Source organism: Agarivorans sp. 1_MG-2023, assembly GCF_030548385.1.
Taxonomy (GTDB): Bacteria; Pseudomonadota; Gammaproteobacteria; order Enterobacterales; family Celerinatantimonadaceae; genus Agarivorans.
The window spans coordinates 210,881-232,059 of sequence record NZ_JAUOSJ010000004.1; the positions used below are offsets into that span (position 1 = coordinate 210,881).

The following is a 21,179-nucleotide window of genomic DNA, read 5'->3' on the forward strand; positions in this document are numbered from 1 at the left end:
TTAAGCTCTATTGCTCAACGTTATATTGTTAGCATGCCGATGACTTCGTGTTGCTTAGCTCATAAAGTAACCATAATCTGCGCTCTGGTTCTTATTTCTTACCTTTGCCTGCTACTCCTTTAGTCTATTTGATACTTCTGTTGCATTTATTTTATAAATAATCTCAGCAAAACTTGCCTAAAAATCGTTCATTAGCAATATTGTATTACCAAAATTGATTTGCTAATCAATTTGAGCTGCTCGCTCAGCTGTTCCGATGTTTGGATTGCGCGTGCGTACATAATGGACAAAAGGGAGAAGGGACATGAAACAGCTTAATAAAGCGGCTTTATCAGTGAGTTCGCTAGCCTTAGCGTTAGGCCTTTGTTTAGGGGCGCAAGCCACCGAATGGAAGGGTTGGAACATTCACAAAGCGGGCTACCCAAATACAGTTGGCATGGACAAGTTTGCCGAGTTGGTGGAGCAGAAATCAAACGGCGACTTTACCATTAAGATGTACCATGCAGGGGTTTTAGGTAATCAACCTGATGCGATTGAACAAGTGCGCATTGGCGGCTTAGAAATTGGTAATTTTAGCTTGGGCCCGATTGGTCCTATTGTTAAAGAAGCGAATGTATTGTCGCTGCCGTTTGTGTTTGATGACGTGGCGCATATGCATACCGCAATGGACGGCGAAGTTGGCGACAAAATCAATATGGCCATGGAGCAAAAAGGCCTCATTAGTTTGGCTTGGTATGACGCCGGAGCGCGCTCGTTTTATAACTCTAAGAAACCCATAACCACCCCTGCAGATTTAACCGGGATGAAAGTGCGAGTGATGAATAATGACCTGTACTCGGGCATGGTATCGGCTTTGGGCGGTAACCCATCGCCAATAGCTTATGCCGAGGTTTACCAATCATTGAAAACCGGTGTGGTAGATGGCGCTGAAAATGGTTGGCCAGAGTATGAGTCGATGGGCCACTTTGAAGTGGCTGGTTATTACTCCTTGTCGCAGCATTTAATCATTCCTCAGTGTTTGTGTGTTAACGCCACTGCATTTCGTAACTTGCCTGAGGCTCAACAACAGTTGCTAAAAGAAGCGGCGCAAGAATCAGCCAACGTACAACGAGATTTGTGGGCGCAGCGCGAAGCCTTTAGTCGTGACAAGGTGGTTAAAGCAGGTGTTAAGCTGAATGAAATCAGTGAAAAACAACCTTTCCAATTGGCTATGCAGCCGGTTTACGACAAGTATTTAGGCGAAAACCCAGAGCTTAAGCCTTTGGTTATGCTCATCAAAAATACCAAATAAAAGCATTCTCTCTATCGCCCTCGATATTCTATTGAGGGCGATGTTTTTGTTTAGTCGATGTAGAGGTATTTATGGTTCAGCCTCCTGAGCATTTCAAATTATCCAAATATGACCAATTTCTGGAGATCTTGAGTCGCATTAGCATGTGGATTGCAGGTGTTGCCTTAGTGGTGCTTACCGCTACTTTTGGGTGGTTGGTGTTTGGCCGCTACGTGCTGAACTCAACACCTACTTGGGTAGAGCAATTATCTTTGCTGCTGGTGGTATTGATTGCCTTTCTTGGGGCATCGGTAGGCATTCACAAAAATACCCATTTAGGTGTGTCGTTTTTTCGCGATAAAAGTCCGTTTTGGCTGCAGCAGATCTTTCAACTTATTTCGCAGCTTTCTTTGGCCATTTTCGGCTGCGTAATGATGGTGAACAGTTATCAGCTCATGCAATTTAAATGGGGTTCAAACATCCCTTTGCTGGGGATCCCGGAAGGGGTGAGGGCGATTCCAATTATGCTCTGTGGCGGCTTGGTCTTACTTTATTCCATTGGGCATTTAATTCACTTATTTCAACAGGTAAAAGCTGCCTTTAAACGCTAGCGGTAACACAAGGATTTGTTCATGGGTTTATTGATTTTAATGGCGGTGTTTGTCGTTGGGGTGATTATTGGCACGCCAGTGGCTTTTGCTTTAGGCATTGCCGCCGTATCGGCTTTTGCCTTTGAGGGGCTACCCTTGCTGATTGCGTTTCAGCGAATTACCGCAGGCATTAGTGTGTTCTCTTTAATGGCGATTCCGTTTTTTATTTTTGCTGGCGAGCTGATGTTTCATGGCGGTATTGCCATGCGTTTGGTGCGATTTGCATCTTCGGCTGTGGGCGCTGTGCGAGGTGGTTTAGGCGTGGTAAACGTTATGTCGTCGATGCTGTTTGGTGGGATCTCTGGCTCGGCAGTGGCTGATATTTCAGCCTTGGGTTCTATTCTCATTCCAGTGATGAAAAAGAAGGGCTATGACGAAGATTATGCAGTGAATGTAACGGTAACCTCTTCGATTGCCGGCATCATGATCCCACCTAGCCATAATATGATTTTGTATGCGGTAGCAGCAGGCGGTGGTATTTCTATTTCACAGTTATTTCTGGCTGGGGTAGTGCCTGGCGTATTGATGTGTATATGTTTGGCAATAACCGCTTATATTGTTGCGGTAAAACGGGGTTATGCGGCTGAGACGTTCCCTGGCTTTACTGTGTTATTCACCCATTTTGTGGTGGCTTTACCGGGCTTACTCACCGCGGTGATTATTGTTGGCGGGGTGTTATCAGGGGTATTTACCGTGACCGAATCAGGCGCGTTTGGCACCATTTATGCGCTGGTGGTAACGGTGTTGGTATACCGAGAACTCACTTGGCAGAAGTTTAAAACTGCGGTGGTTAATTCGGTAAAAACTACCTCCATGGTGATGGTGTTGATCGCTTGTGCCGCGGCGTTTGCCTATATGCTGACTTACTTCCAAGTGCCCAGCAAAATGATCGACTTTCTTGGCGGTATTTCTGACAACCCCATCGTGATTATCTTGCTGATTAATGTGATGTTGTTATTGCTGGGTATGGTAATGGACATGGCGGCGCTGATTCTGATTTGCACTCCCATCTTCCTACCGGTGGCTCAGTCATTGGGAATTGACCCATTGCAGTTTGGTATGATCTTGATGATGAATCTAGGCTTAGGCTTGTGTACACCCCCTGTGGGCGCCTGTTTGTTTGTGGGGTGTGCGGTGGGCAAGGTGCCGATGGAGTCTGCGGTTAAATCTATCTGGCCATTCTATATTGCTATTTTGTTTGCCCTAGTGCTGACTACCTTTATTCCAGCTGTATCACTGGCGCTACCTACTTGGCTAGCGGGTTAGCAGCTTTTCGAAAGTAATAAAAAACGCGCCATATAGGCGCGTTTTTTGATTGCAGGCTTAGTTTACATTACTGGTGGGTAAACGTAGCTAGCGCCTAAGCCTAGTGGGAAACCAAGTGCCCAATAAGCCAATAGGAAAATTGTCCATAAAATCGCTAAGGCGATAGAATACGGCAACATGGTGGCTACCAAGGTACCAATACCAGTGCCTTTAACGTATTTCTGACAGTACACCACTACTAGTGGAAAGTACGGCATTAGCGGGGTAATAATGTTTGAACTCGAATCACCCACGCGGTAAGCCGCTTGTACTAAGTCTGGTGAGATATTCATCTGCATCAGCATCGGTACTAATACTGGCGATATAAGTGCCCATTTAGCAGAAGAAGAACCCACAAATAAGTTAATTAGCACCACTAAGGCAATCATTCCTACAATGGTGGCTGGTGCTGCCATACCAATAGCTTGTAAAAAGTTAGCACCTTTCACTGCCATTAATACGCCAATATTTGACTGGCCAAAGGCCCATACAAACATTGAACAGAAAAATGCCATTACAATGTAGTGACCCATGGTTTCCATGGTTTTAGACATGGCGGCGACGATGTCATCGGTGTTTTTAAAGCTGCCATTTAAGTAGCCAAAAACAACGCCCGGAATAACAAAGAAGATGAAGATAAGCGGCACAATGATTTGCATCATAGGCGCGCTAAAACTGGTTAAAGAGCGTGGTTCAGTGCTTTCTTGAAGCATTACCTCACCAGCAGCTGTTGTGACCTCTATCATCTCAGCGGGGGCTCGCAGTGGAGAGTCTGCTGGCAGTGCTGTCGCGATAAGTACGCCAATTAACCCGAGCATTACAAGGCTGGCAACTCTAAAAGCAAAGGTCTCTTTTTTGTTGGTGCTGTGCATGTCTGAGGCAATATCTAAATCTTTAGATATTGGGCTGTTTTTTAGCAAGCGAGGCTCAACAATCTTATCGGTGATGTACCAAATAGTCGCCACAATAGGCAAACATGATGCAGAGGCAAAAAACCAGTTATTGAGCGGGTTTACCATCATTTCAGGATCAGATAACTGGGCTGAGCTTTGGGTAAAGCTTTGCAGTAATGGATCTAAACCTGAAGGAATGAAGTTAGCACAAAAGCCGCCTGATACCCCGGCAAAAGCCGCGGTAATACCGGCAATAGGATGACGACCCATCGCATGGAAAATGACACCAGCTAAGGGAATTACCACCACATAACCTGCGTCGGTAGCAACACTCGAAATAACACCAATCATTACCACCGCTGGGGTGATCATTTTGGCAGGTGTTACTTTCAGCATTGCCTTTAAAGCTGCGTTAATATAGCCAGAGCGTTCAGCTACACCTACACCCAGTACTGCTACTAACACCACGCCTAAAGGAGCAAAACCGGTGAAGATTTTCACCATGCTCGTCATCCAAGTGGTAAGCCACTCGGCACTCAATAGGTTATTAATAACAATCGTTTCGCTACTACGAGGATCTATTTCAGCGAAGCTTAAGTGAGATAGGCCTGCGGACAACAGCCATACAAAAAACATTAATCCTAGGAATAGCATTGCTGGATCAGGCAGTTTGTTACCAACACGCTCAATGGTGTCTAAAAAGCGTGCGATACCGCCTTTTTTGGGGGCGGCTTCATTGGTAGTGGTAGAACTCATATGTACCTCTAGGTTTAGCTAAACTCTCCGGTTTAGTTAGTTTTGTTGTGGTTAATCACCCAAAGTGATCAAAATATAAACTTATCCAATCAGCTTAGTTAATAAGCCTATGGCTTGCTTTGATGTTAGATAATAAAACCTATTTTACATGTTTTATTGGTTTAATGCTTCGATACTGTTTTCAACCCGGTATATTGCTCTTTAATTTAAGTGATTACATCTACGGCGCTATTGTTAACTGACACTTCACTTTGTGTATCGCTGTTTCACCATTCATCGGAGTGTTTAGCCGCTTATCACGAATTACCTCTTCTAGTCGCAGAGCGCCAGTGAGTGATTAGCTAGCGTTTATCCTATCAATAATCACCTAGTGTAGGATGCCACAATGAACAATAGCTACTCACCTCAACAATTAAAGCAAATAATTGCCCTAGGCTTACGCCAGCAACAACACCAGCAAAACAATGTGAATCAACAAGAACTCTATGAGATTGCTGAACAATCGGGGTTGAATTCCCAGCAAACTGAGGCTGCGATTAAGCAATGGCAAGCTGGGCAACAATTACAGCGGCGGCATGATAAGCATTTTCTCGCGTTTAAATTACATGCGATAAGTTATTTATCGATAAGTGTATTGCTGTTTATGATTGACTGGGTAACGGGCGGTGTTTGGTGGTTTTTTTGGCCAATACTGGGCATGGGAATGGGTTTATTAGGCCATGCGTTAAAATTCATAAAATTGTCGCCAATCGGCGACAGGACGGGGCTTGGCGGGTGTTTTCGACACTTTTAATGCACATAAAGTGAGGGCTTACTGTCAAATTTGTAATTATTTTATAAAGATAGGGTGATTTGTGTTCAGTCATTAATCTGTTTCTAGTAAGCTCCAGCATTCAGTTTTCATAGTTGATAGCAAGCTATCAATTTGAAAAGTGTAAAATTGCTAAGGTAGGAGTTGCCTTAGATTGCGATTGGAAGAATTGCTGGAGTCATGGATTGATTGAACTGATAAAAAAGATGGGCTTTATCCAGCCGCATAATGAAGATCAACATAAATTGCTGCAAGATTTGGCTTTTCCGCAAACTAGGCGTCTTACTTACGTGGTGAGTGTTGTCTATTTGCTGGTGAGTATTTCTCATTTTTTCGTACTAACTAACACCGCCGAAAAACTGATTTTGGTGCCTCTCGGCTTGTTTTCATGCTTAGCTATTTTTGCTACTGCCCGTTATTTACCGCGTTATTTGAATCCTGCAACATCTGCGATGCATTTAGTGGTGGTGTTGCTGATGCTGTTAAACACCTTGATGCATATGTATTTAAGTGAAAGCTTATGGCAAAGCAGCACCTTGATGTTGGTGGTTGTCGCTTTAGGCGGCTTTATGGTGGAGCGACGTTTGCTGTTGTTATCACTGTTTAGTGGCTTAGTCATTTGGGCCAGCATGGTGATGCATATGCATCAAGAAACAAAAATAGTGGTGCATTTTGCCTTTGGTTTAGGCATGAGTGTGATGGTATCGCTGCTCTTGTTTAGCCACCGAGTGGGGGTGTTTAGCCAGTTGGTAGAGCAACGTAAGCAGTTGCAATACATTGCTGATGTTGACCAGCTAAGTTTGTGTTTACGCCGCCATGCCTTTGATGTGCGTGCGGAAAAATTGCTCAGTAACAGTGAGAAACAGGCGTTTTCGGTACTGTATTGCGATTTAGATTATTTTAAATTGCTAAACGATAGTATGGGGCACTCAGTAGGTGACCAAGCCTTACAGCGCTATGGTAAGTTGTTGCTCGACTTAGCTAAGCCCCATAAGTTAGTCGTTGGAAGAATGGGCGGAGAAGAATTTGTTTTAGCCGGTTGTATTCGCGAAGATCAAGCCGCCCTATTAGCCGAGCAAATTGTTCACAACTTAGAAGAGTTAATGATTGCTCACCCTGAATCATTAAGCTCTATGTACCTTACCTGTAGCATTGGCGTGGCGAGTTCGACAATTGACCATAACTTTTCCTCGTTATGTAAATATGCCGACCGAGCCTTGTACATTGCCAAACACAGCGGTAGAAACCAGCACCAAGTGCATAATCACTACCAACTGCCCGAAGGCATGAAAATGCCCGTGGAAGCTTAGTTGTTAGCGGTATTTGCTATAAATGTCTTAATACTGCCTAACATTTGCTGATAGTAAGGGTTGTAAGTAATCCGCTGTAAACTTGGGTATTGAGCCAAGTTTGCTTCGGTTTTCTCACCTTTAACCACCTTGGTGCCTTGCTTACACTGTTGATAAAGACTCAAATCGCTAAGGTAATGGCTGCAATTGCGGTAGTAACCTCGCTCCCCGTAATGCGGATTGCTTGGCGCATTAATAGTGGCGGTGTGGGCCACGTGCTTAACTGCTGAGCAAGAAGCCGTGGTACATTGCGGTACTTCTACCAAAATGGTTTTGGCCAACCCTGCGTCTAAACTTGATTCATCACCGTAATATACCAAGTGGTCAGCCTGATTCGGACGGTGCCACTGGCTAAGTATTTGTAAGCTAGCCTGAGTATTAATGGTTTGGTCATGCTCACTCACCACTAGTAACATAGGTACTTCAGGTAAGTTGTCGGCCTTATTAATACGCTTGCTAACTTGTTTCATCAATGCGTTCACTTGAGCACCAGCGTTATAAGGAAAGGACTCATATTTAGCAAAATCAATATCCCCTTCTTTATCTAACCAAGTGCTAAACCAATTCACATATTTTGCCATCCAAGCTAGGCCACTGCTGGCTTCAGAAGCGGGCGACCACAGCATCACACCTTGCACTTGTTCTGCACTATTGGGTTTCATAATCAAGTGATTAAGAATTAGTGCGCCGCCTGTAGAAAAGCCTCCTAAATACACGTCTTGGTAATCTTTAAGAGTGCGTTGAATCGCGTAGTCGGCGGCTTGCTGCCATTGCTGATGCTTTACTTTGACTAAATCAGAAGGCGCAGTACCGTGGCCAGGCAACAACAAGGTTCTTACATCAAAGCCCTGTTGGTAAAACTGTAACGCCAAGTCATGAAAGTGATAGGGGGAGTCGGTTAAACCGTGGATCAGCAGAACGGCTTTGTTGTTTTCGCCATGACGAAGTTCAAACGGCGCGATCAGTTGGATGACTTTAGGTTTGCCTATCCATTGCTGCTGCTTAGCTAACAACTGGTAACTTTGAGTGGAAATAGGGCAGGCCATCATCGCGCGCGGGTTACGTTGGGCGATCAGTTTTTCGGCGTAGTCTAAGTAACGTTGATAGCTTTGATCCACTGAGTAGCTAAAAGGCTTGGGTTTGGAGGCCAGCGCTTGGCGATAGGGCGCTTGTTCTATGTATTGCTCTATCAAGGTTTGCTGAGAGTGGATGTTTACGCAGTCTTCTTGATCTATATTTGCATGCGCTAAAGTGCTGGTGAATAAGAGGCTAAGCACTAAACTTGCTTTGCCTAAGCGTTGCTGCAAAAGAGGTATTAAACACTGCATGATTGTTCCTTAAAGTGTTGTCTTTACTCTGCTGAGTAAAGAGAGTGTATACGTTAAATATGTTTGTTATGCGTCTTGCTTAGGTGAGCTTAGTTTCTCTAGCAAGCTTCTCAAATATAGATATTTCCCAAGGACGCAAGGCCAACAACAAGCCAGTATGACGACGTTTTTCCAGCGGCAATGAGGCATCTTGCTGATTGAGCGCTGCCGCCTCTTTAGTGAGTTGATTAAGTTTACGACGGATGATTTCAATGGAGCTTTGAGAATAGTGGCCACGTAGGTAAAAGCGAAAGCTGTCTTCGCCACTAAATCGTGAATTCATAAACTCGGTAAGAACAATTTTTTCCATAAAACGCTCTAAAGGTCCGTTAGAAATCCACCTGAAATCTTGAGCAATAAGCAGCTTATAGGCGTTATTTGGCAGTAGTTGAATCATATTGAGTTTATCTAAGCGGGCCATTAAGCGAATGCACTCATGCTCGCTGATCTCATAACGCTGGATAATTTCTTTAAAGGTCCATGAGTCTCTTACACATACCGCGACTAAAAACAGCTTGTGGTCGTCTATTAGCTCCTGCTCTTGCTCGTGGCTTAAATGAGTGAGCTTTTCTTTCTCTTGGTCGGCTAGCAAAAATAAATCGATCAGGTTGAGCTCTACAATGTGGCACATCTCTTCCAGTCGCTCTAGCGAAAAACTATTGGTAGAGAACATTCGCTTAATGTTGGCTTCGCTCATATTAAGCCGCTGGGCTATGTCTTTATAGGTTAAACCTTGCTGGCGAAAAACTTGCTTCAGGGTGTCGCGGATCTGCTTTAACTGGCTCATGGTATACAAATACTATACTTAGTGTTTATTCATAATAAACATAATACAAGGTCGTTTACACCCAAATCCCTGAACTTTATGGTTAATGAGAACTTAACCAAGAGGGAAATATTATGAAATTATGGAAATCACTGTTCATCACATCTCTTACGCTTTCTAGCGTGAACGCAATGGCTGCAGGCTCTCTCGAAAACCTTGGTCAATCAGCACATCATATCTTCTTAGCTGGCTCTACTGGTCTTGTAGGAAGTGGCCAAGTGGCTGTTGCTGCGATAACTACACCAGTGATGTTAGCCAGTGGCAGCATCGCCGAAGTGAGCCGAGGGGTAGCTGGCGGTGCGCAACATATTGCTGAAAGTGCCGAGGTGCCAGTGCCTTTTGAAATTGGTGACGAAGTCATCATTGGTTCTACTCACTAATTCTCTCAATAAAAAAATAAAGGACTTATCATCATGAAATTATGGAAATCATTATTAATCTCTTCTTTAGCACTTTCTAGCCTACATTTGTCTGCGACTGAGTCTGGTCAGCATGTTAATCAATCGGTAAAGCACTCTGCTTTAGCGGGGTCAACAGGGCTTAAGGGGAGTGGCCAAGTAGCGGTGAGTGCGGTAACTACTCCCGTTATCGTAGCTGGTGGTGCCAGCGCCAATGTTGGAACGGGTATTGGCAGGGGAGTTAAAGATAGCGGGCCTATTTCTGTTCCGGTAATGGTTCCTGCGGCCTCACTCGCAGTAGGCGGCAGCGCTGCAGCCACAAGTGCTCAAGGAATCGCTGAGAAGGCTGGTGCACCCGTGCCTTTTAAGATTGGCGAGCAAATTTTAGTTGGCGTTCATTAATAAGCTAAGGCATCAAACAGGGAGTAACACCATGAAAATATTAAAAGGATTAATCTTCGCGTCTATTACTTTGCTTAGCGCGACTTGTTACGCAGGCAGCGCGCCAGCTGAAGAGGCCAAACATCAGCCAGAGGCAATTGCGAAGTTCTCTAAAGATGTAGAAAAATATGCTGCGGCTCAACGTGCCAATGTATTTATTATTGGCCGCGTAGGGCGGCCACAAAAAGACTTACCTAAAGGGATTCAATTTACCCATACCGCCTTAGCGGTTTACTCAAGCATCACTTTGGATTCCGGTGAAACCACTAATGGTTACGCTATTTACAACCTTTATCAAAACCAAGGTGACTTGGGCCATAGTAGTTTAGTCACCGACCATCCGGTAGATTTTTTCTGGGGAGCGGATAGTTTAAAAGCCGGAATCATTATTCCTAAAAAAGAGGTTCAAGCAGGGCTATTGGCGTTGATTAACAATGGCGGTAATCATGTGGTGCACAATGCCAACTATTCGGTGTTAGCTAACCCATATAATAGCCAATACCAAAATTGTACCGAGCATACTTTAGATATGCTAAATGCGGCAATTTTTGATACTACCGACAAAGAAGAACTGAAATGGTTGGCAAAATCTGACTTTAATTCTCAACCAATTAAGATAAATCGCTTTAAGTTATTTATGGGAGGTTTATTCCTTGATGAAGTGACGACTAAAGACCACACTGGCAAGCCGCACACAGCCACTTTTACTAGCATTGCACGCTACTTAAAAGAGAAAGACCTCATTGAGCACTCGGTAGTGCTATACCAACACGATGCTTATAAACCTTTACTGTAATGTTGTTGATAAAAATTTTAATTAGCCAGTTAAGGAATAGCATATGAAACAATCGTTAAGTGATATAGAGTATATTAATCAGCAAGATAGCGGAACGTTTTACACAAACTTAAGGAATAATACCGAGATGAAATCAGCACAGTTACCTAAACCAACCTCAGCCTTTGTTGGCGCTTCATGGGCGGCTTTATTCTTAGGCGCAGGGGCTTACCTTATAGGCTTGTGGAATGCCGACATGCAATTAAACGAAAAAGGCTATTATTTCACCTTGTTATTATTTGGACTGTTCTCTTCGGTATCGCTACAAAAGTCTGTAAGAGACAAGTTAGAAGGGATCAAAGTAACCGCCATCTACTATGGTTTAAGCTGGTTTTCTTTGGCTGCTTCGGTTGGTTTGTTAGCGATAGGCTTATTTAATGCGACCTTAGCCTTAAGTGAAAAAGGCTTCTATGCCATGGCTTTCAGTTTGTGTTTGTTTGCGGCTATCGCGGTACAAAAGAATACCCGTGATATGGCTTACTTTGAAGATGAAGACAGCGCGCCAAGCTTTGATAGCGAATCGACAGATGAAGCGTAAATATGTTGCTAGCTAATAAGGTTATTATTGGCTAGCGTTAAACATTGCCATAAGGCTTTCAGTAAAAAGGATTTTAGCCGATGTCAGTGACCATTGTTAAAGCAGGACTCGAGCAACTGGACGCAGTTGCCGAGCTTTTTAACCAGTACCGAATGTTCTACCAGCAAGCCGACGATCTCGTGCTGGCCACGCATTTTATTAAACAGCGCATGCAAGCCCAGCAATCAACTATTTTACTCGCACAGTCTTTGCAGCAAGCGTTTGGTTTTACTCAGCTATACCCAAGCTTTTCATCAACCCAAGCGAAGCCAATATTGATACTTAACGATTTGTTTGTGAGTGAATCAGCACGTGGACAAGGTTTTGCTCGGCAATTAATGGATGCAGTCAAGCAACACGCTTTAGAGGTTGGCGCGGTGAGTATCGAGTTAGCCACTGCCCATAACAACCATAAGGCGCAAGCATTGTATGAGAGTTTGGGTTATCAAAGAGACAGTGAATTCCTGCATTATGAGCTGAATGTATAGTTGCTGAAATAGAGAGTGATGATGAAGCAAAGTTTTGAATTAATGGCGAAATATAATCAAATGATGAATCGCCAACTATACCACTGTGCTGCTCAGCTAAGTGATGAGCAACTAAAACAAGACAGGCAAGCGTTCTTCGGTTCTATCTTTGGCACTTTAAATCATATTCTGGTGGGAGATACTCTCTGGCTGCAGCGGTTTGCTGCTCACCCTAGCGGATTTAGTAGCCTGGATAAGGTTAAGGCTCTTGCCGCTCCCAAGCTCTTAGATGAGATTATTCATGATAATTTCGCTGCGCTAAGTGAGGCGAGAAATGCCATGGATGCTGCGATAGTAGAATTTAGCACGCAGCTAACAGAACAAGACTTAAGCCAGCCGTTAAGCTACGTAAACAGTAAAGGTCTCTCTCATCAAAAACACTTTGGCTTGTTAGTGCAGCACTTTTTCAATCACCAAACCCATCACCGTGGTCAGCTGAGCACTTTACTGTCGCAAAGCGGGCTGGATATAGGAATATGCGATTTGTTAGTGCATATTCCGGAGCTATAAAAAAAGCCCCTTAGCTAAACTTAAGAGGCTTTACATGCTGGTTGTTACGCGCTTATTCCACGCGGAAGTTGGCGCTTAGTAAATCATTTGCTTTAGAAGATGCACCAACAAATACTTTAAACTCGCCCGGTTCTACCACCTTCTCTAACTTGGCATTGATTAAGGCTAAGTCACTATATGGCACGCTAAATTCAACTCGACGAGTCTCACCTGCGGCTAATTCTACGCGTTCAAAACCGCGTAACTGCAGCACCGGTACCGTGACCGAAGCAGCGCTATCGTGAATATATAACTGAGCAATCTCTAGCCCGGTACGTTGGCTTACATTACTAATGTTTACCGACACTTTTAGGGCTTCGCCTTTGGCTAAGTCATCACTGGCAGGTAGTTGAGGATTAGCTACGCTTAAGTCACTGTAGCTAAACTCACTATAACTTTTACCTTCGCCAAAGCTAAACAGTGGCAATGCTGGCATATCAATGTAGCGCTCTTGATTGTTGGTTCTTTCAGATAGGCGCGCGTGCCAGCCTTCGTATTTGTTGTAGTAAACCGGCGATTGACCAACATGCTCTGGGAAACTAATGGTGAGTTTTCCGCTCGGGTTTAGCTCGCCAAATAGTAATTCGCTTAGTGCTTGGCCACCTTTAGCGCCTGGGTTAAAGGCGCAAACTACTGCGTCAGCATGTTGTTTTACCCAGCCAATAGTCAGTGGCTTAGAGGCCATAAATACCACGATTAACGGTTTACCGGTGGCTTTAACGGCTTCCAACATGGCTTGCTGATGACCACTTAAATCTAAGTCCGCGCGGTCGTGAAACTCACCATGTTGGCTTAAGGTATCTCCTACACAGGCAATAACTATGTCGCTGTTGCTAGCGGCGTCTGCAGCTGCCAGTATTTCTTCAAAGTCTGGTTCGGCTGGCGCCGCGCCGCGCACATAGTTTAGTTCACAACGGCCGGCGTCAGCTTCAGCTTGTAAGCCTTGGCGCAGGGTAATGGCATCTTTTTGGTGGTAACTGTCATCAGCTGCACCCGCTTGCATAGAACCAAACGACCAATCGCCAAGTTGCGCCACTACGTCGTCGGCATTGGCGCCACACAAAAGAATCTTAGGTTTATTGTCGCTTGATAACGGTAAAACACCCTCATTTTTTAGTAGTGTTAGAGATTGGCGGCTAGCTTCTAATGCTTCGTGCCAGTGAGCTGGATTACCAAGAATTTGGTCTTTCTTGCTGAGATCGGTGTAGCGGTGTTCATCAAATAAACCGAGTTCAAACTTATACTTTAGAATGCGCGACACCGCGTCGTTGATAAAGGCGATATCTAGTTCACCGTCGGCCACTAAATCTATTGCGTGCTGGTAAAATGACGGAGTGGTCATGATCATGTCATTACCCGATTCCACCGCAATTTTTGCGGCGTGGCGTAGGTCAACGGCTACCCGTTGTTTGTCGTGCAATGAGCCAATATTGTCCCAGTCGGTCACAATAAAACCGTCCATGCCCCATTGGTTTTTAGGCACTTCGCGAAGTAGCCAGCTATTGGCGCTACACGGCACACCGTCAATGGCTTGGTAACCCACCATTAACGTAGCAACCTTGGCTTCTTTCACGGCTTTTTCGAAGGGTGGCAAAAATAACGATAGTAACTTACGAGGCGATACTTCCGCTTCATAAGCGTCGCGGCCGCCAGTGGCTTCGCCATAGGCAACGTAGTGTTTCGCACAGGCTAAAATAGTGTCGGTTGAGGCCAGTGTATCACCTTGATAACCGTATACTGCAGCGGCGGCGAGCTCGCCAATTAACCATGGATCTTCTCCAAAGGTTTCGTTTACTCGACCCCAGCGGCTATCACGCCCCACACAAAGCACTGGTGAAAAAGTCCAATGTAAACCGCAAGCACGAGTTTCTACGGCAGTAACATGGGCCATGCTTTGGCTTAGCTGTTTGCTCCAAGCACTAGATAAAGCGAGTTGAGTTGGAAATACCGTACCGTTGTTCTCAAAGCAGTGACCATGGATAGCGTCGATACCAAAAATCAGTGGAATACCCAAGCGAGTTTTTTCTGCACGGGCCTGTAACTCTGCCACCATGTTGCCAGTACAGTGCAAATAGCTACCGACATTCCAGTCTTCCAATTTACCCAAGTTCTCCGGCATGTTGGCCGGTAACTGCAGCATTTGCCCTACTTTTTCTTCAACAGTCATTAGAGATAATAAATTCTCGACACGCTCAGCGGTGCTAAGAGACGGGTTAGTATACGGCTGCGACATACTGCAGTTCCTCTGGTTAACGAGTAGTGGAATTAATTGGATGCTAAGTAAGCCACTTTTGCTGGCAACAACTTGCAGTGCAATCTTAATAATATGATGTCTATCTTAGATAAAATTGAGCATGAAATAAGTAAAAGTAAGCGGTTTCATGAGAGTTGCTCACACTTTTGCGCTCTAGCTAACGTTCAGGGATAAAAGAGAGTGCTATTTGGTAAAATGAAAAAACTCGGCCATTGCTAAATTAGCAACCACAAGCAGCTTACGCGCTCGTGAATAGGGGGCTTGGCCAAGATTTCACCAGCTAAACTGCTGGTTGTTGTTGTGTTCGACCCGCGACTAAAAGCAACGATTTAATCCCTAACCTTGAGTGGTTCTATCTGCTGAACATTAACTAATGAATTCATTAGCTTGGCAGTATTCTAGCGTCAGTAATCCCATTATTTGTATGATGTTTTGTGTTTGAAGAATATCAAAATAGTTAACTCTTTCTTGTGATCCTATTTCTTAAAGCCCTCGTTTTTAGTGCTGATACCACTACAGAGATACTTAAGGAAAAGAACATGAAACTTACCCACCTAGGTCTACTAATTAGCTCGGCAGTACTACTCACTGCATGCGGCAGTGACGATGTAACTCCTGGCACCAATGAATCCGACGATACTGCGATGTCATCAGTTAGGGTGACTCATGCTAGCGCCGATGCTCCGATGGTTGAAGTGAAAGCCAACGGTGAAACCTTTGCCGGACTCAGCATGGTCGATTATCGCCAAGGCAGCGCTTGGGTGTCGGTGGCTTCAGGTAGTTATGATATTAGCGTTGACGCCATTTTACCGGGTGATAATGCTGAAGTGATAGCTGCAAATCTGGTGTTTTCACCAGACATGCAATACGACATTATTGCCCTAAATAACGCGGCGTCTTTAGAGCCAGTGGTGTTAAGTCGCAGCCATGAAGCTGTAGATTCTGGCAGTGTGCGAATAGATGTATTACATGGTCACCCGGGGGTTGGAGGGGTAGATGTTTACCTTACAACTGCAGCTGAGATCACCAGTGAAGCAGCAGCCATTACTAATCTAGAGTTTAAAGTAGACAGTGCAGACCTACCGGTAACCGTACCTGCTGATACTTACCGCATTCGCATTACTGTAACTGGCGACAAAACCGTGGTGTTTGATAGTGGCGAGGTGGCGCTAGCAGGGGGTTCAGACCTAATGTTAACCGCGGTGCCTAATGTTGATACTGGTGCTGCTTCACCGGTGAATCTATTACTGGCCGACGGCTCAGCAGTAAGCGTAGTGCGTGATATGGATGCCACAAGCCATGTACGAGCAGTGCACGCGGTAGATGATGCCCCAATGGTTGATGTACTCGCCAGTGGTACTCCAGTAAGTGGTTTTACCGGGATCTCTTTCAAAGATTTTCAATCGGGTAATCTACCTGCTGATACTTACGACCTAAGTGTTGCAGCCAGCGCTGATAATAGCTTAGTAGTTATCGATGCCCCTGGAGTGATGCTAGAGGCCGGTGCCGAAACCAGTATTTACGCTGTTGGCAAACTTAACGCTATTACCGACAATACTATTGAACCTTTAGTGATTGCCGAAGACTTACGCTCGGTAGCGCTTTACTCAAAAATTCGCGTGGTACATGCGAGCCCTACTGCTGGTGGTTTAGGTTTGGTAGACATTCATGCTTCAACAGACGGCAACTTTAGCGCCGATACGGCGGTATTATCGGGTGTCGACTTTAAAGGCAACGCTGTGTTGAATGTACCAGGCGGTAGTTATACCTTCGCGGTTATTTTAGCTAGCGACATGTCTTACACGCCAGCGGTATCTAGCATGGCGACGGTAGAAAATGGTGCGGTATACTCTGCAGTGGCTACTGATGATTTCTCAGGGTTAGTGTTAAACGTAGATACTATGGCTCCATAAGTAATCCTTGTTCATTTATATAAAGAGGCCTCAGGCCTCTTTTTTTTTGCTGTAAAGGCCTCGCGCTAGTAACTCACCACAATGCATATTAAGCTGGTTTTTTTGTCAAAGGATTGAGTTTAATCATGTCTGAAATAAACCTATATCACGCCAGTGTTCCGGTGTTTATTCGCTATCTAAATCAAATTGAATTGCTGCTGGATAAAGCCAAATGTTTTGCCAAATTACAATCGATGGAAGAAGCGACTTTGTTAGCTGCTGGTTTGGCCGACAATATGTTTCCTTTGGGTCAGCAATTAAGCACCGCCATTGGCTTTTCTCTGAGAGCATGCTGCCCGTTAGCAAGGCAAGACATAAAAAACTATCATCCTGAGAGTGTTAGCTACGATAACTTGCATAAGCAGATTAGAGAGACCCGTTGTTATCTTGAACAATTGCGCCCCGAACAGTTTGAGGGTGCTGAAGCGTTATCGATAGCCACTACGGCCGGGTTTGCTGAGTTAGAATTAACTGCTGGTGAATACTTACAAGCATATATGTTGCCTAACTTCTTTTTTCATTACTCGATGTGTTACGCCATTTTACGAAAAATGGACTGTCCGCTAAGTAAACAAGATTTTGATGGATTTCATCAATATCCGATGGGTTTTAGCTTTTAAAAACAATTACTTTCTCGCTATTTAGTCATTTAAAATAACAAGGCTAATGATAATTTCGACTGTGTAAAAAATCCCAGCTAAAACCTTGTGTTAGCGAGATACAATCGGTAAATTATTTGCAGTAAGCTGTAGTTTAGCAGGGTTGGGGGAGGTAATTTAATGCATCCAGAATATTATATAAGTACTAATAAAGCTGAATTAGATGTAGATCTTATTCACCAAGTACTCTTTCAATCTTATTGGGCAAAAGGCATTCCTAAAGCCACTGTTGAACAATCCATTGAGCACTCTTTGTGTTTTGCAGTTTACGACTTTAGCAAGCAGCAAGTTGGTTTTGCTCGGGTGATCAGTGACTACAGTACATTTGGATATTTAGCCGATGTATTTGTACTGGAAGAGCATCAAGGCAAGGGCTTAGCTAAAGCCTTAATGCATCGAATTATGGCGCATCCAAAGTTGCAAGGGATCCGCCGGTTTAAACTTGCGACTCAAGATGCTCATTCCTTATACGAGCAATTTGGCTTTACCGAATTGGCTCACCCTGAAATTCATATGGAACGATGGCAGCCTAACTTCTATCTACTTCCTAAAGGGTAGTTTTTCTTCGATTTCTCATAAGAATGATTAGCGCTAGTCGGCTTATTTGCTATCAATATTAAAGCGTCTAAATCCCTGCTAGCTAAAGCTGACTTTAACAACCCAGCTCACACTTTTCCTTATCTCTGGTTGTTTACTTTTCTAGACTCTATCCCTGCGAACCGTAGCTTAAGCCAGTAGTAACAGGCTTAATAACCAATTGTTGCCAAATTGTTACATTTGGCCACCGCAAAGTTACCAAACGTTACCCGTCTTCACTTGAGTGTTTTCTAGCCAAAGCCTAGGTTTATTGGGTTTAGCCTTCTGGCTGACACCATAAGTTGTAATGCTGAATTCAAGGGATGAGGAGAACTTTACAATGGAACAGGGCTATTACGTTGCTACTGACAAAAAGCAGTTAGATGTAAGCATGATTCACCAAGTATTGGTGCGCAGCTATTGGTCGAGAGGGATCTCTAAAGCAGCGGTTAAAACCGCTATCGATAACTCAATGTGCTTTGCTGCTTTTAACTTAAACCAGCAACAAGTGGCCTTTGCGCGGGTGGTGTCTGATTACGCCACAGTGGCCTATTTAGCCGATGTGTTTGTGTTAGAGGAGCATCAAGGTAAAGGACTGGCTAAAGCCATGATGCACCGCATTATGGGTCATCCCCAATTGCAAACTATTCGTCGTTTTAAGCTTGCCAGTAAAGGTGCCCATGAACTTTACCACGCTTTCGGTTTTAACCAACTCGCAGAACCACAGATCCACTTGGAGCGTTGTTGAAGCCTAAGTCTTCTGGCTGTAGGTGTTAGTTTATGTTTTATAAGCCATTGTGCCGCGCTCTAGTTCAAGCTTGCTACACTTTTAAATTAAGTGTGGTGAGATAGTTTGTGGTAGTTACTTAGTCTTATCGCCGTTTAAGTAGTTTTATGTGCTTTAAATTGTGGTGAGCAATGTTTCGAATTAAACGACTTCTTTTTGGTCTTCAAGTTCTAGCTTCTAGCATGATGTGCTCAGCGTTATTTGCAGCCGAATGGGTGGGCACGAGTAGCTGTATTAGCTGCCATCAAGATCAGTATCAGCAGTGGCAGGGCTCTGACCACGATATGGCGATGCGCCATGCTAATGAAGACGCAGTGTTGGGTAATTTTGCTGATGCTAGCTTAAGCTTTGCGGGCAAAAGCATGCGGTTTTTCCGTAAAGCTGAGCAGTATTGGGTGACTATTGAAGGCCCAAATGGACAGCTACAAGACTATAAAATTAGCTATACCTTTGGTTATTACCCCTTGCAGCAATACATGGTGGAATTTGCCGATGGGCGAGTTCAGCTTATTCCCTATGCGTGGGATTCTCGCCCTATAGAGCAAGGTGGCCAACGTTGGTTTCATTTGTATCCAAAGATGCAAAAAACCGATGAGTTTTATTGGACCAATGCCGGACAAAACTGGAACTACATGTGTGCAGACTGTCATTCAACTCAGCTGCAAAAGGGCTATGACATTAGCAGCAATACCTACAATACCACTTGGTTTGAAATAAACGTTGGCTGTGAAGCTTGCCACGGCCCGGCAAGTGAGCATTTAAAATGGGCCCAGCAAGTGGAAATAAACCCGCAGCATTCAGCTGAACAAAGTGGCTTTGACCGCAGCTTACAGCAAGAGGTGAGCGAATGGGTTTATCAAGAGGGGCTGTCTACTCTGCAGGCTGGTAAGCGCCAAGCGAGTCAGCAAGTTAAAGTATGTGCTCAGTGCCATAGTCGCCGAATCCAAATTAGCCAGGCCAACAATCATGTCACAGGAAGCTTATTAGGTCGTTACCAGCCGAGTTTAATCAGCGCTGATTTATACCATGACGATGGGCAAATTTATGATGAAGTGTATGTTTGGGGGTCATTCAAGCAATCAAAAATGCATCAAGCAGGCGTGAGTTGCAGTAATTGCCATAATCCCCACACAACTGAATTGAAAATGGACGAACAAGCACTCTGCATGCAGTGCCATATAGCTGCTGAATACAGTGAGGATAAGCACAGCTTTCATGCTGCAGGAACAGATGCCGCAAAATGCACCACATGTCATATGCCTGCCACTACCTATATGCAGGTGGATCCACGACGCGATCATAGTTGGCAAATTCCGCGGCCGGATCTTAGTCAGTCCACTGGAGTACCAAACGTATGCACGACCTGCCACACCGATAAAAATGCGGTTTGGGCAGAGCAAAAATTAAGGCAGTGGTTTCCTGATTCAGCGTCTACGCAAGAACAACATTTCGCTAAGGCATTTTATCTTGCCGACCAAGGCTTACGCAGCGCCGAGCAAGCTTTAGCCTCGATTGCTGAAGATCGTCATCAAAGTCCCATTATTAGGGCTTCTGCGGTACAGCGTTTAGCTGGTTTCCCCGGATCTAAAGGAGTGATTGCAATTGCCAATGCAGTGACTAGTGAGAATTCGTTAGCGCGTTTGGGGGCGGTGCAAGCTACTGAACATTACCCGGCTGCCGAGCGTTGGCGCTTATTGGAACCTTTGCTAAGCGATGCGACTTTGGCAGTGCGTAGCCAAGCGGCGGCGGCATTGGTTAAAGATTGGCAAGGCTTGAGCATAGTGCAACGGCAGCAGTTACAAGGGCCGCTTGAAGAGTATATTGCTATTCAGCAATATAATGCAGACCGTGGTTTTGCTTTAAGCAATCTAGCGGGTGTGTCTTTAGCGCAGGGTCAGTTTAAAAAGGCTGAGCAACTCTATCTACAAGCAATAGAGTTAGAGCCTTATTTTGCTAATAGCTATGTGAATTTGGCGGATATGTACCGCGCCACTCAGCAAGAAGAAAAAGCCTTTGCTATGTTAACGCAAGGCATTAAAGGCCAACCCAAAAGTGCTGCTTTGCTGTATAGCGCGGGTTTGAGTTTATTGCGGCAAAAGCAAGTGGCGCAGGCTAGTCAGTACTTCTTGTTAGCCACTGAACGTGAACCGAGTAATAGCCATTTTTGGTATGTTTTTGGCTTGTCTTTAGAGTCTTTAGACGTAAGCAAAGCACAGCAAGCTTTAAGCAGGGCTTATGATACGAGTCGGAATCCCCAGCACTTATACGCCTTGTGTGAAATGAAGGTGCGGCACAAAGATGCTAAAGCAAAATTATGTATTTTGCAGCTGCAGGCTTTAGCTCCACCGGATGTTATTAAGAGACTCAATCTAGAGTTGAATAGGCAATAAAAAAGGC

At 44.5% G+C, this 21,179-nt stretch carries 20 protein-coding genes; 16 read left to right on the forward strand and 4 right to left on the reverse strand.

The features are described 5' to 3' along the window. Positions 1 to 304: 304 nt before the first annotated feature. The 3 genes from Q4592_RS07335 to Q4592_RS07345 all read left to right on the forward strand — a co-directional run bounded on the left by Q4592_RS07335 (position 305) and on the right by Q4592_RS07345 (position 3,186). Entirely contained in the window at positions 305 to 1,291 is a 987-nt protein-coding gene (locus Q4592_RS07335) for a TRAP transporter substrate-binding protein (protein ID WP_303511603.1), read from the forward strand. A gap of 71 nt (positions 1,292 to 1,362) precedes the next feature. Next, entirely contained in the window at positions 1,363 to 1,881 is a 519-nt protein-coding gene (locus Q4592_RS07340; protein ID WP_137673364.1) for a TRAP transporter small permease, read from the forward strand. 21 nt (positions 1,882 to 1,902) lie between these two features. After that, positions 1,903 to 3,186 carry a TRAP transporter large permease gene (locus Q4592_RS07345; protein WP_137673365.1) on the forward strand — a complete coding sequence of 428 codons (1,284 nt, stop codon included), beginning with the start codon at positions 1,903 to 1,905 and terminating at the stop codon, positions 3,184 to 3,186. A gap of 62 nt (positions 3,187 to 3,248) precedes the next feature. On the opposite strand, the gene Q4592_RS07350 is transcribed toward Q4592_RS07345, so the two are convergent. Next, complete coding sequence (locus Q4592_RS07350) at positions 3,249 to 4,874, reverse strand: AbgT family transporter (protein WP_303511607.1); 1,626 nt, start codon at positions 4,872 to 4,874, stop codon at positions 3,249 to 3,251. Between the two features lie 385 nt (positions 4,875 to 5,259). On the opposite strand from Q4592_RS07350, the gene Q4592_RS07355 reads away from it, so the two are divergent. Further along, the gene (locus tag Q4592_RS07355; protein ID WP_303511609.1) at positions 5,260 to 5,667 is read left to right on the forward strand and encodes a 2TM domain-containing protein; all 408 of its coding nucleotides are present in this window, start codon (positions 5,260 to 5,262) and stop codon (positions 5,665 to 5,667) included. Positions 5,668 to 5,870: 203 nt separating this feature from the next. Then, positions 5,871 to 6,995 carry a GGDEF domain-containing protein gene (locus Q4592_RS07360; protein ID WP_303511612.1) on the forward strand — a complete coding sequence of 375 codons (1,125 nt, stop codon included), beginning with the start codon at positions 5,871 to 5,873 and terminating at the stop codon, positions 6,993 to 6,995. Here Q4592_RS07360 and Q4592_RS07365 read toward each other — a convergent pair. Together Q4592_RS07365 and Q4592_RS07370 are read right to left on the reverse strand one after the other, a co-directional pair. After that, on the reverse strand, positions 6,992 to 8,362 hold the full coding sequence (locus Q4592_RS07365) for a carboxylesterase (RefSeq protein WP_303511613.1): 1,371 nt from the start codon (positions 8,360 to 8,362) through the stop codon (positions 6,992 to 6,994). The two genes, Q4592_RS07360 and Q4592_RS07365, sit on opposite strands and share 4 nt — an antisense overlap. Before the next feature lie 79 nt (positions 8,363 to 8,441). Beyond that, complete coding sequence (locus Q4592_RS07370) at positions 8,442 to 9,188, reverse strand: helix-turn-helix transcriptional regulator (protein WP_137673370.1); 747 nt, start codon at positions 9,186 to 9,188, stop codon at positions 8,442 to 8,444. A gap of 113 nt (positions 9,189 to 9,301) precedes the next feature. On the opposite strand from Q4592_RS07370, the gene Q4592_RS07375 reads away from it, so the two are divergent. The 6 genes from Q4592_RS07375 to Q4592_RS07400 all read left to right on the forward strand — a co-directional run bounded on the left by Q4592_RS07375 (position 9,302) and on the right by Q4592_RS07400 (position 12,515). Continuing rightward, the gene (locus Q4592_RS07375; RefSeq protein ID WP_303511614.1) at positions 9,302 to 9,607 is read left to right on the forward strand and encodes a hypothetical protein; all 306 of its coding nucleotides are present in this window, start codon (positions 9,302 to 9,304) and stop codon (positions 9,605 to 9,607) included. A gap of 33 nt (positions 9,608 to 9,640) precedes the next feature. Continuing rightward, positions 9,641 to 10,027, forward strand: coding sequence for a hypothetical protein (locus tag Q4592_RS07380; protein ID WP_303511615.1), 387 nt, complete (start codon positions 9,641 to 9,643; stop codon positions 10,025 to 10,027). A gap of 31 nt (positions 10,028 to 10,058) precedes the next feature. After that, on the forward strand, positions 10,059 to 10,862 hold the full coding sequence (locus Q4592_RS07385) for a DUF2145 domain-containing protein (protein WP_303511616.1): 804 nt from the start codon (positions 10,059 to 10,061) through the stop codon (positions 10,860 to 10,862). Between the two features lie 127 nt (positions 10,863 to 10,989). Then, the gene (gene yiaA, locus Q4592_RS07390; RefSeq protein ID WP_303511865.1) at positions 10,990 to 11,439 is read left to right on the forward strand and encodes an inner membrane protein YiaA; all 450 of its coding nucleotides are present in this window, start codon (positions 10,990 to 10,992) and stop codon (positions 11,437 to 11,439) included. Between the two features lie 80 nt (positions 11,440 to 11,519). Continuing rightward, positions 11,520 to 11,966, forward strand: coding sequence for an N-acetyltransferase (locus Q4592_RS07395; RefSeq protein ID WP_303511617.1), 447 nt, complete (start codon positions 11,520 to 11,522; stop codon positions 11,964 to 11,966). Between the two features lie 18 nt (positions 11,967 to 11,984). Beyond that, on the forward strand, positions 11,985 to 12,515 hold the full coding sequence (locus tag Q4592_RS07400) for a DinB family protein (protein WP_303511619.1): 531 nt from the start codon (positions 11,985 to 11,987) through the stop codon (positions 12,513 to 12,515). A gap of 52 nt (positions 12,516 to 12,567) precedes the next feature. Here the strand turns inward: Q4592_RS07400 and Q4592_RS07405 are convergent, their stop codons facing one another. Further along, positions 12,568 to 14,787 carry a glycoside hydrolase family 3 N-terminal domain-containing protein gene (locus Q4592_RS07405; protein ID WP_303511620.1) on the reverse strand — a complete coding sequence of 740 codons (2,220 nt, stop codon included), beginning with the start codon at positions 14,785 to 14,787 and terminating at the stop codon, positions 12,568 to 12,570. A gap of 560 nt (positions 14,788 to 15,347) precedes the next feature. On the opposite strand from Q4592_RS07405, the gene Q4592_RS07410 reads away from it, so the two are divergent. From Q4592_RS07410 to Q4592_RS07430, 5 genes are all read left to right on the forward strand, one after another. Continuing rightward, complete coding sequence (locus Q4592_RS07410) at positions 15,348 to 16,721, forward strand: DUF4397 domain-containing protein (protein ID WP_303511622.1); 1,374 nt, start codon at positions 15,348 to 15,350, stop codon at positions 16,719 to 16,721. Between the two features lie 125 nt (positions 16,722 to 16,846). Next, the gene (locus tag Q4592_RS07415; protein ID WP_303511624.1) at positions 16,847 to 17,380 is read left to right on the forward strand and encodes a DUF1993 domain-containing protein; all 534 of its coding nucleotides are present in this window, start codon (positions 16,847 to 16,849) and stop codon (positions 17,378 to 17,380) included. Between the two features lie 159 nt (positions 17,381 to 17,539). After that, positions 17,540 to 17,977, forward strand: coding sequence for a GNAT family N-acetyltransferase (locus Q4592_RS07420; RefSeq protein ID WP_303511626.1), 438 nt, complete (start codon positions 17,540 to 17,542; stop codon positions 17,975 to 17,977). Positions 17,978 to 18,335: 358 nt separating this feature from the next. Next, positions 18,336 to 18,743, forward strand: coding sequence for a GNAT family N-acetyltransferase (locus tag Q4592_RS07425; RefSeq protein ID WP_303511628.1), 408 nt, complete (start codon positions 18,336 to 18,338; stop codon positions 18,741 to 18,743). A gap of 221 nt (positions 18,744 to 18,964) precedes the next feature. Further along, a complete protein-coding gene (locus Q4592_RS07430) occupies positions 18,965 to 21,172 on the forward strand; it encodes a multiheme c-type cytochrome (protein WP_303511630.1) in 2,208 nt (735 codons plus the stop codon). Positions 21,173 to 21,179: the final 7 nt, after the last annotated feature.